The organism is Paenibacillus amylolyticus (genome assembly GCF_003719335.1).
GTDB lineage: Bacteria > Bacillota > Bacilli > Paenibacillales > Paenibacillaceae > Paenibacillus > Paenibacillus amylolyticus_D.
The window spans coordinates 104,845-119,476 of record NZ_RIAS01000016.1 but is presented as its reverse complement, the minus strand read 5'-3'; the positions used below and the strand labels follow the sequence as shown (position 1 = coordinate 119,476).

Below are 14,632 nucleotides of genomic sequence, written 5' to 3'. Positions count from 1 at the left end.
AATGAGAGTGGTTTATTTTTTTAGAGAGTTATGTAAACGCATTCAAATATTCAACGTGTGTGGTTATCGGCAAATGTTCACCCGGTAGTATGATCTGATTTCTTTTTCTTTTGTCGCTCATCGTTCAGTCAGAATATTCTCAATTCCACATGCATTTATTGAAATGCACTAAAAGGAGGACGTTCTCGCATGACTCATTCAGATTATCGTTATCATCAGCCTTTTCCCAAGATTGGTATTCGTCCCACAATAGATGGCAGACGCAAGGGTGTGCGTGAGTCATTGGAAGAACAAACGATGCGCATGGCAACGTCAGTAGCTGAGCTGATCTCATCCGAGCTTCGTTATGCCGATGGTTCTCCAGTCGAATGCGTGGTCGCGGAGACCTGTATCGGCGGTGTCGCCGAAGCAGCGTCCGCAGCGGCGTTGTTCAGCCGTTCGAATGTGGGTGTAACGATTACGGTCACGCCTTGCTGGTGTTATGGTACGGAAACGATGGATATGTCACCGTCGATACCAACGGCTATCTGGGGCTTTAACGGCACAGAGCGGCCAGGAGCCGTATATTTGGCTGCTGTGCTGTCTGCACATGCACAGAAAGGGATTCCTGCGTTCGGCATATACGGTGAAGATGTTCAGGACGGCGGTGATACTACCATTCCAGATGATGTGCGCGACAAGTTACTTCGGTTTAGCCGTGCTGGACTTGCGGCGGCCACAATGAAGGGGCAGGCGTATTTGTCCATTGGCTCCGTGTCGATGGGGATTGCAGGTTCCATCGTGAATGATTCTTTTTTCCAGGAATATCTGGGCATGCGAAACGAATATGTGGATATGAGCGAATTGACACGGAGGATCGAAGAAGAAATCTATGATCCTGAGGAATACGAGCGGGCACTTGCCTGGGTGAAGGATTATTGCAGTGAAGGAACGGATAACAATCCGGAGCATCTTCAGTCCGATCGAAAACGTAAAGACGACGAGTGGGAAACGGTTGTTAAAATGACGCAAATTGTACGAGATCTGATGGCAGGCAATCCAAAGCTTGCTTCACTTGGATATGATGAGGAAGCTATGGGTCATCATGCCATTGTTTCTGGTTTCCAAGGCCAGAGGCAATGGACGGATCATGCGCCTAATGGAGATTTCCTAGAATCCATACTGAATTCCACGTTCGATTGGAATGGTAAACGCGCACCCTATCTTGTGGCAACGGAGAATGACAGTTTAAACGGTGTATCCATGTTGTTTGGTTCACTACTGACACACACGGCTCAGATTTTTGCTGATGTGCGCACGTATTGGAGCCCTGATTCGGTCAAGCGTGTGACTGGACATCAACTGGAAGGGCACGGGGCAGCGGGAATTCTACATCTGATTAACTCCGGCTCTGCTGCCCTTGATGGGACTGGGGAGCAAACGAGAGATGGCAAGCCTGTGCTCAAGCCTTACTGGGAAATTACGGACGAAGAAGTCCAGAGTTGCCTGAAAGCGACTTCATGGAGACCGGCTTCAGTTGAGTATTTCCGCGGTGGAGGATACTCGGCTGACTTTTTGACCAAAGGCGGTATGCCTGTGACCATGACCCGTCTGAATCTCGTTAAGGGATTGGGACCCGTGCTTCAGATTGCCCAAGGTTACACGGTGGACTTGCCAGAGCATGTTCATGACACGCTGGATCAGCGCACTGATCCAACTTGGCCATCGACCTGGTTTGCTCCAATTCTTACGGGCTCCGGAGCGTTTACTTCGGTGTATGAGGTGATGAATCAATGGGGAGCGAATCATGGTTCCATCTCTTATGGACACATTGGTGCTGATCTGATTACCTTAGCATCGATGCTGCGCATACCCGTAAATATGCACAATGTACCTGAGACAGAAGTTTTCCGTCCGCGTGCATGGGGACTGTTTGGTACAAGTGAGCCGGAGAGTGCAGATTATCGCGCTTGTCATGTATTTGGACCGTTGTATCGTTGAGTTGCTGAGCGAGCTAAGGAGGCTTTCATATGAGCAATCAGGCTGCATCTGTGCTTGCTGCAGATTTTGGTGCTGGCAGTGGTCGAGTTGTACGGGGCTCTTTAGATGGGCGCAGACTGACGCTGCATGAGGTTCATCGCTTTCCTAATGAGCCGGTTCAGCTTCGGGATGAACTGTACTGGGATTTCCTTCGTTTATTCTACGAGCTGAAGCAAGGGATACGCAAAGGCACTGAAGGAATGTCAGGACGAATAAAATCCATTGCGGTGGATACATGGGGTGTGGATTACGGACTGATTGATCATGCGGGAAGATTACGTGGCAATCCCCGTCATTATCGTGATGCACGTCATGCGAAATCCATGAACGATGTACTTGAGATAGTTAGTGAACAAGAGCTTTATGCGATGTCGGGGGTGTTACCTCAGCAGATCAATACGATATTTCAATTATTCGGTGACCTTCAGGATAGTAAGATCAAAGCACAAGACAGTACAATGGACCCCGATGCGGATACACGTGCATTATTCCTGCCGGATCTGTTTAACTATTATCTGTCTGGCGAGCAAGCGTGCGAGTATACGATAGCAAGCACCAGTGGTTTGTTGCATAGCGGGGAAGTGAAATGGAATGAACCATTAATGAGCCGACTCGGCTTACCTGCATCGTTATTTCCACGATTGGTTCACTCAGGAACCGTACTTGGTCATTTATCAGACGATCTGGTTAGAGAACTGTACATCGCCCCTATGAAAGTTGTTTCAGTGGGATCACATGATACGGCTTCAGCACTGGCGGCAATCCCGGCTACTGAATCGAACTATGCATTTATTAGCTGTGGAACATGGTCCCTTATGGGGGTTGAGCGTGATTCACCTGTATTAAGTGAGCAGGCTCTTGAGCTTGGATTTACGAATGAAGGAACCGTGAACGGTAAGGTGAGAACGCTGAAAAATCGTTCAGGTCTGTGGTTGCTTCAGGAGTGTAAACGCCAGTGGGAACGGGAAAATCGAGTACACTCTCATGAAGAGCTAATCCAGCTTGCTGCATCAGCAGAGGCACATCAATCTGTGGTATCGCCGGGAGATGATGTTTTCATGGTCCCAGGAGACATGCCTAAACGAATCAGACAGTATTGCGAGCGCACGTTCCAAACGGTTCCCGAAACCGCAGGAGCCATCGTTCGCTGTATATTGGAAAGTTTGGCACTGGAGTTCAGGCAGACGTTGGATGAGCTTGAACAGATTACAGGCATAAGACCTCCTGTGATTCATATGGTTGGCGGTGGTGTGCGCAATCGCATGCTCTGTCAGTTTACTGCAAATGCTACGGGTGTTCCGTTAATTGCTGGACCTGTTGAGGCATCCTCGGCTGGCAATTGCCTGCTTCAATATGTGGCTCTTGGTGAAGTAGGCGGTTTGTCGGAGATTCGTGACATTGTATCGGCCTCCTTCGATACGGAGATATATACACCTCAAGATGCGGAGTGCTGGCAAGAAGCATATGGAAAGTACCGAAAATTCAACCGACTGGAACAACACCAGCAATAAAGGAGTGGGAGAAACTTGTCTGAACAGCAGATTAGAGAAGAACTAACCAAATATGCCCGTAAGGCGGTAACCCAAGGACTTGTTGTCGGGCCTGGAGGTAACATTAGTGCACGCTCAGGTAATACGATGCTTTTATCTCCAAGCGGGTTCGCGCTAGAGGAACTAGAGCCCAATGAGTGGATCGCAATTGATATAGAGACAGGTGAGACGCAAGCAGGAGCCAGCCGTCCTTCATCTGAAGTGCTTATGCATCTGTTTTGCTATCGCGCAAACCCGGATATTCAGGCTATTGTGCATACGCACCCGGCGTACACGATAGCCCTCAGTCTAATTTTTGACCATCTTCCGCACCTGTTCCCCGATCAATCCGCCCTGGTTGGAGATATCGGATTTGTGCCTTATGTGCTGCCAACGACCAAGCTTCTCGCCGATGCCGTTGCTGCTAAGGTGACCGAACATTCTGCCCTAATTCTCGTCAATCACGGTCTGGTTACGACAGGTAAAAACCTGCGTGAAGCCTATTACCGAACACAAGTGGTAGAGGAAAGTGCCAAGGTATATATGATTGCCAAGGCTACAGGCGAACCTAAAGTTTTGACTGATGCAGAATATAAAGAGATTCAATCCCTTGAGAGCGAAGCTTATCGTGTTCAGCTACTGCAGCAGCTTAAATCTTGATCTGGGTTTGATGGTATAAAATTGAGATAGTCTCTACAGTTGTAAGGGAAGGATTTCAAGGATGTGAGATTCGTCAAAATATGACATGAGGATAAGCAAATGATTCCCTTTTTCTCGACAACTATTGCATTACCAGAAATACCGAGTATAATACTGGGTAAATAGAACGAAAAGGGGATGCAATAAACGATGAAAACATATGCTGAATTGAACTCTCTTCTTGTTGACGATTATCTGGATCTCCTAAACATTGCAAAACAACTTGGTGATGAGGAGTGGAAAGACGCTATCCTGCAAGCTTTGAAGGAAGAAGTCGATGCCAACCATCACGTGGATTCAACCGAAGTGCGGCAAGATCTCTGGAATCAGTTTGAAGACATTAACGAGCAGATGCATGAACTGTTGCTGCAATTGAAACAAGCCGACCAGCCAGAAGAGAAAGAACAGATTATTGAGTTGATCTGGGGACTAAAAATAGACCGCCATGCGATTACTCGTAAGCTTGAAACGATGAGCCGTGCCAGTGCCGGGACGCACAACGGCTGAGCATAAATATAAGTTTTACAACGCTGTTATATAGTACAGATCTACACAAAAAAACCGCACCAACCCTTGAAATTGTACTCTAAGGGCTGTGATGCGGTTTTTTTATTACTTATTATGGCGGATGATAGTTGGGTTCTGGTTACGGGCCGTGTGGCCCGGTTTATCTTATTTAGAACTGCTTGGCAAAACGCTGTGCTTCTTCAATTCCTTTCTGTTTGATCTCCTCCGCACGATCCTTGAACTGGTTATGTCCTTCAACAAAGATGCCATCCAGCTTTGGTACACCCAAAAACGACATGATGATGCCCAAATAACGATGTCCCGATTCCATCTGAGCCGCAGGTCCTTCGGAGTAGATACCGCCACGGGCTTGAATATGCAATGCTTTTTTATCCGTCAGAAGTCCTACCGGACCTTGCTCCGTATAACGAAACGTTTTGCCTGCCACACAGATAGAATCAATATATGCTTTAAGTACAGGAGGGAAGGAGAAGTTCCACAGTGGTGAAACAAATACATATTTGTCTGCATTCGCAAACTGGTCAGATAGTTCGTTTAGCCGTTGCACTTTGGACTGTTCTTCAGAGCTCAGGTCGCCTCCAGCTTGCAGTTTGCCCCATCCACTGAATACATCTGCATCGATGTGTGGAATATTGGAACGGTACAGATCGAGATGAATGATTTCGTCTGAGGTATGACTTTCTTTGTAAGCATCAATAAACGCTTTGCCGGCAGCCATACTGAACGAGGTTTGATGATCATGCGGATGGGCAGTAATATACAATAAAGTAGACATAACTTGTGTCCTCACTTTCGAATTTGGTTTGGTTTTGAGTTCATATTTCTCGAAACAGCTCCAGTGACTGGAGTAGTATGGGGTGTGGTGTTATTTTTTATTCGTTTTTTCGGGTAAGATGGCAGCACAGTGAATCATTGAACCGATAAAAGTGGCATGTATTCTGACTATTGGCAAAATATAGTGATGGAAACTTTAATATATGTATAATATATAAGGACAAGTATTGTAGCGGAATGAGCTTTGTGCGTACAAGTTCAGCCAGCTATATACCAGAAATTGAGGCTATACGTTTTCTTTATTTTCCAACGATAATAAGATGAGTGAGATGAATGCACATGGGAATGGACTTGGAGAAACAGCGATTAAGCATTGAAGCGGCAAAATTGTATTATCAGTCCGATTACAGCCAGCAGGATATTGCCTCAAGACTGGGGGTATCACGTCCTACCGTATCGAGGCTTCTTCAATATGCCAAAGACCGAGGGTACGTGCGCATTGAAATTATGGACCCGCTGGAGGATATTGATATTATCGGCGGCGAACTGAAAGCCAAATACAATCTGGAGACGGCACTGGTATGTTTCGCACCGTTGAAGAGTGATGAGGAAATTCAGAAGCATATAAGCAAGAGAGCTGCGGACTATTTACAGGACACTGTGCAGGATGCGGATATTATCGGTGTGACATGGGGAACAACAATGCATGCGGTCGCACGTCAACTTAGACCCAAGCAGGTCAAAGGCGTAGAAGTGGTACAGCTCAAAGGGGGCGTAAGTCACTCCCATGTAAACACCTATGCTGCAGATATTGTACATCTGTTTGCGGAAGCTTTTCATACGGTTCCCAGGTATCTGCCGCTTCCGGTGATCTTCGATAATATTGAAGTGAAAAAAATGGTCGAGGCCGACCGTCACATTGGACGCATTGTTGAGCTGGGAAGACAGGCGAACATCGCCATATTTACGGTAGGAACGGTGAAAGAGGATGCACTTCTGTTCAAGCTGGGATATTTTAACGAACAAGAGCAGGAGCTTTTGATGAAGTCCGGTGCGGGTGACATTTGTTCACGTTTTTTTGATGCGGAAGGGCATCTGATCAGTGAGGAGATTAACAGCAGGACGGTCGGGATTGATTTGGCTGAATTAAGAAATAAGGAGAAATCCATTCTCGTTGCTGGCGGCGGACGCAAAATTGAAGCGATTCACGCGGCTCTGAAAGGCCAGTATGCCAACATTTTGGTTACGGATCAATACACAGCGCAGGCATTGCTTCGTTTATAGAAAAGCATAGAGGATGAGTACACATGTGGCTGAATTCTCTTCTTACCGGCCTAACTTCATATTTAGTTTAACAATGACAACATCTGCCATGATATCCGGGCGGATGTTTTACTTTGTAAGGCAGAAAATAAACGGAAGAAGGAATTTTCCTCTGGTGTAACACAAAGTTCACCTTTCGATCCACAAATGAAGAATGAACGAATGTTCAAGTTGATTTTTACATATGTTCATGGTAGTGTAAGGATATAAAGTTCACCAGTTCAGATAAGGGAGAGATTTCAATTGACTACACCACAATTAGCTAAAATGATCGACCACACGTTGCTTCGTGCAGACGCAACTCGCAACGAGCTTACCAAGCTGACGGAAGAAGCGAAGCAGTACCAATTTGCATCTGTATGTGTGAATCCGGGCTGGGTATCTTACGCTGCAGAGCAGCTAAAAGGCACTGGCGTAGATATCTGCACAGTCATTGGCTTCCCTCTGGGGGCATCTACTTCCGAAACGAAGGCATTTGAAACGAAAGATGCTATCGCTAAAGGTGCAACAGAAGTAGACATGGTCATTAATATCGGTGCGCTGAAAGATGGCAAAGATGATGTGGTAGAGCAGGACATTCGTGCTGTTGTTGAAGCTGCGGCAGGTACTTTGGTGAAAGTAATTATTGAAACTTGTCTGTTGACAGATGATGAAAAAGTACGTGCTTGTCAAGCGGCTGTTAGAGCCGGGGCAGATTTTGTGAAAACATCAACAGGTTTCTCCACAGGCGGGGCAACTTCGGAAGATATCGCACTGATGCGTCGTACCGTTGGTCCGGACGTAGGTGTTAAAGCATCCGGCGGCGTACGCAGTCTCGAAGATATGCAGAAAATGATCGAAGCAGGGGCTACTCGAATCGGAGCAAGCTCAGGCGTGAAAATCATGCAAGGTGGTCAGTCCACTTCTTCTTACTAAAATGAGTGAATCTCCTGAACTCTGCCTGAGATGCATGGCAGGGTTCAGGGCCATTTTTTACTTGATAATGAAACGTAATATATCCTGTTGTTTGTAAGCGCTTAATAAAATTTCTGAAATATATGTTATGAAATGACACAAAATAAGATTCAGTAACCCTTTGAGCAGTTTATACAACGGGATTAACGACCTTCAAAGGAGAGATCACATGAAATACCTTATTGCCATCCTTGGCTTACTCGTTGTTTTTGGACTGGCTTATATCGCCAGTAACGGTAAGAAACAGATTCGATACCGACCGCTTGCGGTAATGATTGTTTTACAGATCGTACTGGCCTATGCTTTGCTGAATACGGGAGTGGGAACATGGCTGATTGGCGGATTTTCCACCGTATTCAAGAACTTGCTTGATTATGCAGCCGAAGGGATCACCTTTGTTTTCGGCGGTCTTATAAACATTGGAGCAGAAGGCGGGAGTGGTCCGTTTTTCCTGACTGTGCTAATGCCGATTGTGGTCATCTCTGCCTTAATTGGTATCCTGCAGTATATCCGAATCTTACCTTTTGTTATAAAATATATTGGTCTGGTACTAAGCAAAATCAACGGAATGGGCAAGCTGGAATCATATAATGCGGTTGCTTCGGCCATTCTGGGGCAATCTGAAGTGTTCATCTCCGTGAAAAAACAAATCGGGCTACTGCCGAAACATCGGCTGTATACCCTCTGTGCATCAGCAATGTCCACGGTATCGATGTCCATTGTCGGCGCCTATATGACAATGATTGAACCGAAATATGTAGTGACAGCGCTTGTGCTTAACCTTTTCGGCGGTTTTATCATTGCTTCCATCGTCAATCCGTATCGGGTTACGGAGGAAGAAGATATATTGGAAGTGCGGGAAGAAGAGAAACAATCGTTCTTCGAAATGCTGGGAGAATACATTCTTGACGGATTCAAAGTAGCAATTGTCGTAGCGGCGATGCTGATCGGTTTTGTCGCCCTGATTGCCTTGATTAACGGAATATTTAGCGCTGTAATCGGTATTTCGTTCCAGGAACTGCTTGGGTATGTGTTTGCACCTTTTGCCTTTGTTATGGGTGTCCCTTGGAAAGAAGCGATTCAGGCAGGCAGTATTATGGCTACCAAAATGGTGTCCAACGAATTTGTGGCGATGCTGAATTTGAGCGAGCAAACGGGATTGTCTGCCAGAACAACAGGAATCGTATCCGTCTTCCTCGTATCCTTCGCCAACTTCTCCTCCATCGGTATTATTGCCGGTGCAGTGAAGGGACTTCATGAGAAACAGGGCAATGTGGTGGCCCGCTTCGGTCTGAAGCTGCTTTACGGTGCATCGCTGGTTAGCGTGCTGTCTGCGATCATCACTGGACTGTTTTTGTAAGTCGGATAATATGGAAGCTGGAAGGAGTGCTTAATTTATGTCAACATTCAAAAGAGTACATCTGATTGTAATGGATTCTGTAGGAATCGGAGAAGCGCCGGATGCAGCAGAATTTGATGACTTTGACGTCGATACGTTGGGTCATATTGCACGTGAGCGTGGTGGTCTGAACATGCCGAATATGGGAAGTCTCGGACTCTCCAACATTGAAGAAATCCAAGGTATCCCTGTGGCGGATAAACCTAAAGCGTATTACACCAAAATGCAGGAAGCTTCCCGAGGCAAAGACACGATGACAGGTCATTGGGAGATCATGGGGTTATACATTGATACACCTTTCCGTGTGTTCGAGAATGGCTTTCCGGATGAGTTAATTCAGCGCATCGAAGAGAAAACGGGTCGTAAGGTCATTGGTAACAAACCAGCCAGCGGCACGGAGATTTTGGATGAACTGGGTGCGGAACATGTGGAAACAGGCGCGCTAATCGTTTACACGTCAGCTGACTCTGTCCTGCAAATTGCAGCGCATGAAGACGTCGTACCTTTGAAAGAACTGTATGAGATCTGTGAATTCTGTCGTGAAATCACGCTTGAAGATCCGTACATGCTTGGTCGCATTATTGCCCGTCCGTTCGTTGGTGAAGCGGGGAACTGGAAGCGTACAGCGAACCGTCATGATTATGCGCTCAAGCCATTTGGACGCACGGTGATGAACGAATTGAAAGATAGCGGTCTGGATGTGATTGCTCTGGGTAAAATCTCTGACATTTATGACGGTGAAGGCGTAACAAAAGCTGTTCGTACGGTGTCCAATATGGATGGGATGGACAAGTTGTCTGAGACGCTGGACGAAGAGTTCACTGGACTCAGTTTCCTGAACCTGGTTGATTTCGATGCATTATACGGTCACCGCCGTGATCCACAAGGTTATGCGCAAGCTCTTGAAGATTATGATGCACGTTTACCTGAGATTTTTGCGAAAATGACAAACGATGATCTGCTGCTGATTACAGCTGACCATGGTAATGATCCAACCTATCGCGGCACAGATCATACGCGTGAATATGTACCACTGCTGGCTTACTCCCCGCGTTTCAGCGAGGGCAAAAAGATTGAACTGCGTAGCACGTTTGCCGATCTTGGTGCAACCGTGGCTGATAACTTTGGTGTAAAATTACCGGAGTACGGCAAAAGCTTCTTGAATGAGTTGAAGTAAACTGCGTTCAGGTGTGAATTTAATGAACATGCATTTTAAATAGTGTCTTGGACAGAGAAGGCATTTCAGGATGGTTGGGTTGATCCTGTACGTGCCTGCTCTGTCTGGATGCGACGCACTGTGTCATGATGCCGAACTCGAAGTAATTTCTGGGACACTTGAGTGGCATAAGCTACCCTAATATTACTGACATCAACAAAACTTGATATCAAAAAGAATCGAATTTCAGAATTCAAGGACATCTATATCATACTACAGATCATCTATATCGGAGGAGATTACACATGAGTACACATATCGGAGCAAAACCAGGAGATATCGCAGAAACGATCCTTCTGCCAGGAGATCCGCTGCGCGCGAAATACATTGCTGACACGTATCTGGAAGACGTTGTTTGTTACAACGAAGTTCGTGGCATGCTCGGTTTCACAGGTACATATCAAGGTCACCGGATTTCGGTGCAAGGTTCGGGTATGGGGATTCCATCCTTCGCAATCTATGCGAACGAGCTTATTAGCGAATATGGTGTAAAAAACCTGATTCGTGTAGGTACTTGCGGAGGAATGCAGGAGCATGTACGTGTACGTGATGTGATCCTTGCTCAAGCAGCTTGTACTGATTCCAGCATGAACAAACATGTCTTCGGTGGGTACGATTTTTCACCAATTGCGACTTTTTCGTTGTTGAAAGAAGCCTATGACCGTGCCACTGCGAAAGGCATGAAAATCCACGTAGGTAACGTATTTAGCTCCGATTCCTTCTATCGCGATGACCGTTCCGTGACTGAGAAATTGATGAAACACGGCGTGCTTGGCGTGGAGATGGAAACAACAGCACTGTACACCATTGCTGCGAAATTTGGCGTGAACGCTTTGACAATCCTGACCGTAAGTGATCACTTGCTGACGGGCGAAGAAACTTCAGCTGAAGAGCGACAAAAAACATTTAACGACATGATGGTTGTGGCGTTGGATACAGCAATTACACTGTAAACCTATCGAAACTGGTGTTGAAGCATGGAGTGAAGGAACCGGAATCGATTCTGGAGCAGCGAAGCGTGCGCCTTTGTCTCCGAATTTCAACCATGGATAATGGTGATTCAGAGAAATTTGGAGACAACAGCGCTCGAAAGAACGATCCGGGTCCGGAACGGCCCCGCTCAACACGTGTTCTATACAATCAATTTTACAAAAGGAGAGATTATCATGAGAATGGTAGACATTATTGCTAAAAAACGTGACGGAAAAGAACTGACTACAGAAGAGATCGATTTCGTCGTTCAAGGATATACACAAGGAGAAATCCCGGATTATCAGGTCAGCGCATGGGCGATGGCTGTATTTTTCAAGGATATGACGGATAAGGAACGTGCTGATCTGACAATGTCGATGGTAAACTCTGGCGAAACGATCGATCTTTCTGCCATTGAAGGTGTTAAAGTCGACAAACACTCCACTGGAGGAGTGGGAGACACGACGACACTGGTACTTGCGCCACTTGTTGCCGCACTGGATGTACCTGTTGCGAAGATGTCTGGTCGTGGTCTGGGACACACAGGCGGTACTACGGACAAGCTGGAATCCGTTGCTGGGTTCCACGTTGAGCTGGAAAAAGAAGAGTTTATTCGTCTCGTAAACGAACACAAAGTAGCGGTTATCGGTCAAAGTGGCAACCTGACACCTGCGGACAAAAAGCTGTACGCACTTCGTGACGTAACGGCAACGGTCAACTCGATCCCATTGATCGCCAGCTCCATCATGAGCAAAAAAATTGCAGCAGGTGCTGATGCGATCGTCCTGGACGTAAAAACAGGCGCGGGCGCATTTATGAAAACAACAGAAGATGCTAAAGAGTTGGCACACGCTATGGTTAGCATTGGTAACAATGTAGGACGTAAAACGATGGCGGTTATCTCCGACATGTCTCAGCCATTGGGTCTTGCCATCGGTAACGCTCTGGAAGTCAAAGAAGCGATTCTTACACTGCAAGGTAAAGGTCCGAAAGATCTGGAAGAACTGTGCCTGGCACTGGGACGTCAGATGGTGTTCCTCGCAGGTAAAGCTGATTCACTGGAGCAAGCGGAAGAAAAACTCAAAGAAGTGATCCGGAATGGTAAAGCGCTGGAGAAATTTAAACATTTCTTGGCGAACCAAGGCGGCGATGCTTCCGTGGTGGACCACCCAGAGCGCTTGCCGCAAGCACAATATCTAATCGAAGTTCCAGCAGATCGTGACGGGTATGTAGCTGGGATCGTTGCGGATGAGATCGGAACGGCTGCCATGCTGCTTGGTGCAGGTCGTGCAACGAAAGAGTCCGAGATCGATCTGGCGGTTGGTTTGATGCTGAACAAAAAAGTTGGTGATTCAGTGAAAGCCGGTGAATCTCTGGTAACCATTCATGCGAATCGTGAAGATGTCGATGCCGTGATTGCGAAAATCAAGGAAAACATCACCATTGCAGATCATGCTGATGCACCTGTATTGGTTCATGATATCGTAACGGAGTAAAAGGATATGCTGCGTAGATAAGCGGGATAGATAAGCAGGGTAACGATGCACTCATGACTTACCTGCTGATGGCAGTCCGCTAGACTACCACAAAACTGTCGTGAGATCCCTTACTGGCACACAGTTGTAGATACACACTTGTAAACATACAGGCGAACATAATATATGAAAGACGACGGAGCAGGTATTAATCTGCCCGTCTTTTTTTGTTAGGAGACGACGTGCACGTAAACTCGAAACACGGCTGAGTACATAATACGACAATCCTCAGTCCAATGTTCTGGTTCTCTATAAACCGTGAAAGTGCTACTTTGGCGCTCTTCGTTAGTTTAAATTGTCATGATCATCATGATTATCATCAGCTCGGCTACTAACTTGTGTGCAAATGGAGCGTCTAAAACGATCCAATGAGATTAATTTTCTAACGATCACAAGGAACGCTATTTGAGCTATTTCCCGCGTTTAAATATTCTAACGATCACAGGAAACCTTATTTTAGAATTTTGATGTGAAAAAGGGCTTTTTCTTGTGTTTTTAGCAAAATAAGCTCTCTGGTGATCGTTAGAATTTCAAAAGCCTATTTTCACCTAAATAAGCTCGTCTGAGATCGTTAGAAATAGAAGTGTGCTGGCGATCTTTTCGTAAAGTGCTCCACTTCAACTCAATGATGCTCTACTTTCTCTCACTCACTTACTCACGATCTTATCATATGCCTTAACGGAATCGGCATTGGTGTAAATATAAGGAGAAGCTGGCTGATTAATCGGTGTTACGGACGTTGCCTGAATTTCCATCGTATCTTTACCGTCGACTTGCGCCGAGCCAATGGTACCACGGATCTGTACCCAACTATCCTTCTCAAACTTGTTGGCATCCGGAATATGAATCATGACGCCGAAAGGAGCCGCATCTGCTGGACAGCACATCACGAGAAAACGTCCTAATGCAAAATGAGAGGTATATTCCATGTTATCGTCCCGGTATACAAATCCGGTCAGCATAATCTCTTTGCCTGTGAATTGGCGCTGGAACATATCAATGGTGCCGAGGGTTTCCGAGAATATCTCTGGATACACCTGGATGACAGGTTGTACGTATAACTTTTCTGCCAGCTCCGCGAATTCGCGGCTGTATTCATCCGGCGGCACAAACTGCACACTGGCAGGTGTCACAGATAACTTGTCATTTTGCTGCTTTGTGCCTTGCGTAACGGTATAATCTTGCACGCTCAACTTTGCAGACGCGTCTGGCAGCGGGTCTTTACGCCTTATTTCAGGTGGAGCATACGTCAAAGACATTCCTTTCTGACTAGCCATCGAACTGCCTAAAGCTTGATCTGGTAGTAGAAAACCCAGCAATAGTGGCAAAGCAATCAAACCGTAGACCATGGAGCTGCGAATCACGCCGGAAGGAGGAGCATGCTCACAATCGCATTCGAATTCATTTCGACTCCCAAAAGCATGCCATGCCATAATAACAGCAATAAATAGGAGGGGAACGGCACAACCGAGAAGCAGCTTTTGCATCGTAGGAACCAAATAATAATGTAGAGAGTTGCTCGATTTGAGGTGCATAACATACACAGCCAGACTGCCAATCCAGCCTGCACGAATGAGCGTATGCCATTGAATAAGTATCCTTTTTGAAAAAAAGTTCTTGTTCATCGCATGATTTGCTTGAGCCATGACCTGCACTCCTTTCTTATATGAATCCTTTCTGGATC

12 protein-coding genes are annotated in these 14,632 nt (G+C 46.2%); 10 read left to right on the top strand and 2 right to left on the bottom strand.

Going from position 1 to position 14,632, the window contains the following annotated elements:
- Positions 1-189 precede the first annotated feature (189 nt).
- The 4 genes from EC604_RS23675 (at position 190) to EC604_RS23660 (ending at position 4,754) form a co-directional block, all read left to right on the top strand.
- On the top strand, positions 190-1,980 hold the full coding sequence (locus EC604_RS23675; protein WP_123066487.1) for an L-fucose isomerase: 1,791 nt from the start codon (positions 190-192) through the stop codon (positions 1,978-1,980).
- A gap of 29 nt (positions 1,981-2,009) precedes the next feature.
- On the top strand, positions 2,010-3,530 hold the full coding sequence (locus tag EC604_RS23670) for a rhamnulokinase (protein WP_123066486.1): 1,521 nt from the start codon (positions 2,010-2,012) through the stop codon (positions 3,528-3,530).
- A 15-nt stretch (positions 3,531-3,545) separates the two neighbouring features.
- Positions 3,546-4,208 carry a class II aldolase/adducin family protein gene (locus tag EC604_RS23665; RefSeq protein ID WP_123066485.1) on the top strand — a complete coding sequence of 221 codons (663 nt, stop codon included), beginning with the start codon at positions 3,546-3,548 and terminating at the stop codon, positions 4,206-4,208.
- A gap of 189 nt (positions 4,209-4,397) precedes the next feature.
- Positions 4,398-4,754: a hypothetical protein gene (locus EC604_RS23660; RefSeq protein ID WP_123066484.1), complete on the top strand. Its 357-nt coding sequence runs from the start codon at positions 4,398-4,400 to the stop codon at positions 4,752-4,754.
- Between the two features lie 169 nt (positions 4,755-4,923).
- Here the strand turns inward: EC604_RS23660 and EC604_RS23655 are convergent, their stop codons facing one another.
- Positions 4,924-5,550 (bottom strand): FMN-dependent NADH-azoreductase, encoded by a 627-nt coding sequence (locus EC604_RS23655; RefSeq protein WP_123066483.1) that lies wholly within the window; start codon positions 5,548-5,550, stop codon positions 4,924-4,926.
- A gap of 344 nt (positions 5,551-5,894) precedes the next feature.
- Between EC604_RS23655 and EC604_RS23650 the strand changes: the two genes are divergently transcribed.
- From EC604_RS23650 to EC604_RS23625, 6 genes are all read left to right on the top strand, one after another.
- Positions 5,895-6,833, top strand: a complete 939-nt coding sequence (locus EC604_RS23650; protein ID WP_123066531.1) for a sugar-binding transcriptional regulator — start codon at positions 5,895-5,897, stop codon at positions 6,831-6,833.
- A 306-nt stretch (positions 6,834-7,139) separates the two neighbouring features.
- Positions 7,140-7,787 carry a deoxyribose-phosphate aldolase gene (gene deoC, locus EC604_RS23645; protein WP_123066530.1) on the top strand — a complete coding sequence of 216 codons (648 nt, stop codon included), beginning with the start codon at positions 7,140-7,142 and terminating at the stop codon, positions 7,785-7,787.
- A 208-nt stretch (positions 7,788-7,995) separates the two neighbouring features.
- Complete coding sequence (locus EC604_RS23640) at positions 7,996-9,186, top strand: NupC/NupG family nucleoside CNT transporter (protein WP_123066482.1); 1,191 nt, start codon at positions 7,996-7,998, stop codon at positions 9,184-9,186.
- Positions 9,187-9,223: 37 nt separating this feature from the next.
- The gene (gene deoB / locus EC604_RS23635) at positions 9,224-10,402 is read left to right on the top strand and encodes a phosphopentomutase (RefSeq protein ID WP_123066481.1); all 1,179 of its coding nucleotides are present in this window, start codon (positions 9,224-9,226) and stop codon (positions 10,400-10,402) included.
- Between the two features lie 284 nt (positions 10,403-10,686).
- Positions 10,687-11,394: a purine-nucleoside phosphorylase gene (gene deoD, locus EC604_RS23630; RefSeq protein ID WP_056691414.1), complete on the top strand. Its 708-nt coding sequence runs from the start codon at positions 10,687-10,689 to the stop codon at positions 11,392-11,394.
- Positions 11,395-11,607: 213 nt separating this feature from the next.
- On the top strand, positions 11,608-12,909 hold the full coding sequence (locus EC604_RS23625) for a pyrimidine-nucleoside phosphorylase (RefSeq protein WP_123066480.1): 1,302 nt from the start codon (positions 11,608-11,610) through the stop codon (positions 12,907-12,909).
- Between the two features lie 686 nt (positions 12,910-13,595).
- Here EC604_RS23625 and EC604_RS23620 read toward each other — a convergent pair.
- On the bottom strand, positions 13,596-14,594 hold the full coding sequence (locus tag EC604_RS23620; RefSeq protein WP_240037145.1) for a TIGR03943 family putative permease subunit: 999 nt from the start codon (positions 14,592-14,594) through the stop codon (positions 13,596-13,598).
- Between the last annotated feature and the right edge of the window lie 38 nt (positions 14,595-14,632).

Bases quoted from the DNA above. Each gene is read 5' to 3' on its own strand.
- EC604_RS23675 (WP_123066487.1), top strand. From the start codon at position 190: ATGACTCATTCAGATTATCGTTATCATCAGCCTTTTCCCAAGATTGGT.
- EC604_RS23670 (WP_123066486.1), top strand. From the start codon at position 2,010: ATGAGCAATCAGGCTGCATCTGTGCTTGCTGCAGATTTTGGTGCTGGC.
- EC604_RS23660 (WP_123066484.1), top strand. From the start codon at position 4,398: ATGAAAACATATGCTGAATTGAACTCTCTTCTTGTTGACGATTATCTG.
- EC604_RS23655 (WP_123066483.1), bottom strand. From the start codon at position 5,550: ATGTCTACTTTATTGTATATTACTGCCCATCCGCATGATCATCAAACC.
- EC604_RS23650 (WP_123066531.1), top strand. From the start codon at position 5,895: ATGGACTTGGAGAAACAGCGATTAAGCATTGAAGCGGCAAAATTGTAT.
- deoC (WP_123066530.1), top strand. From the start codon at position 7,140: ATGATCGACCACACGTTGCTTCGTGCAGACGCAACTCGCAACGAGCTT.
- EC604_RS23640 (WP_123066482.1), top strand. From the start codon at position 7,996: ATGAAATACCTTATTGCCATCCTTGGCTTACTCGTTGTTTTTGGACTG.
- deoB (WP_123066481.1), top strand. From the start codon at position 9,224: ATGTCAACATTCAAAAGAGTACATCTGATTGTAATGGATTCTGTAGGA.
- deoD (WP_056691414.1), top strand. From the start codon at position 10,687: ATGAGTACACATATCGGAGCAAAACCAGGAGATATCGCAGAAACGATC.
- EC604_RS23625 (WP_123066480.1), top strand. From the start codon at position 11,608: ATGAGAATGGTAGACATTATTGCTAAAAAACGTGACGGAAAAGAACTG.
- EC604_RS23620 (WP_240037145.1), bottom strand. From the start codon at position 14,594: ATGGCTCAAGCAAATCATGCGATGAACAAGAACTTTTTTTCAAAAAGG.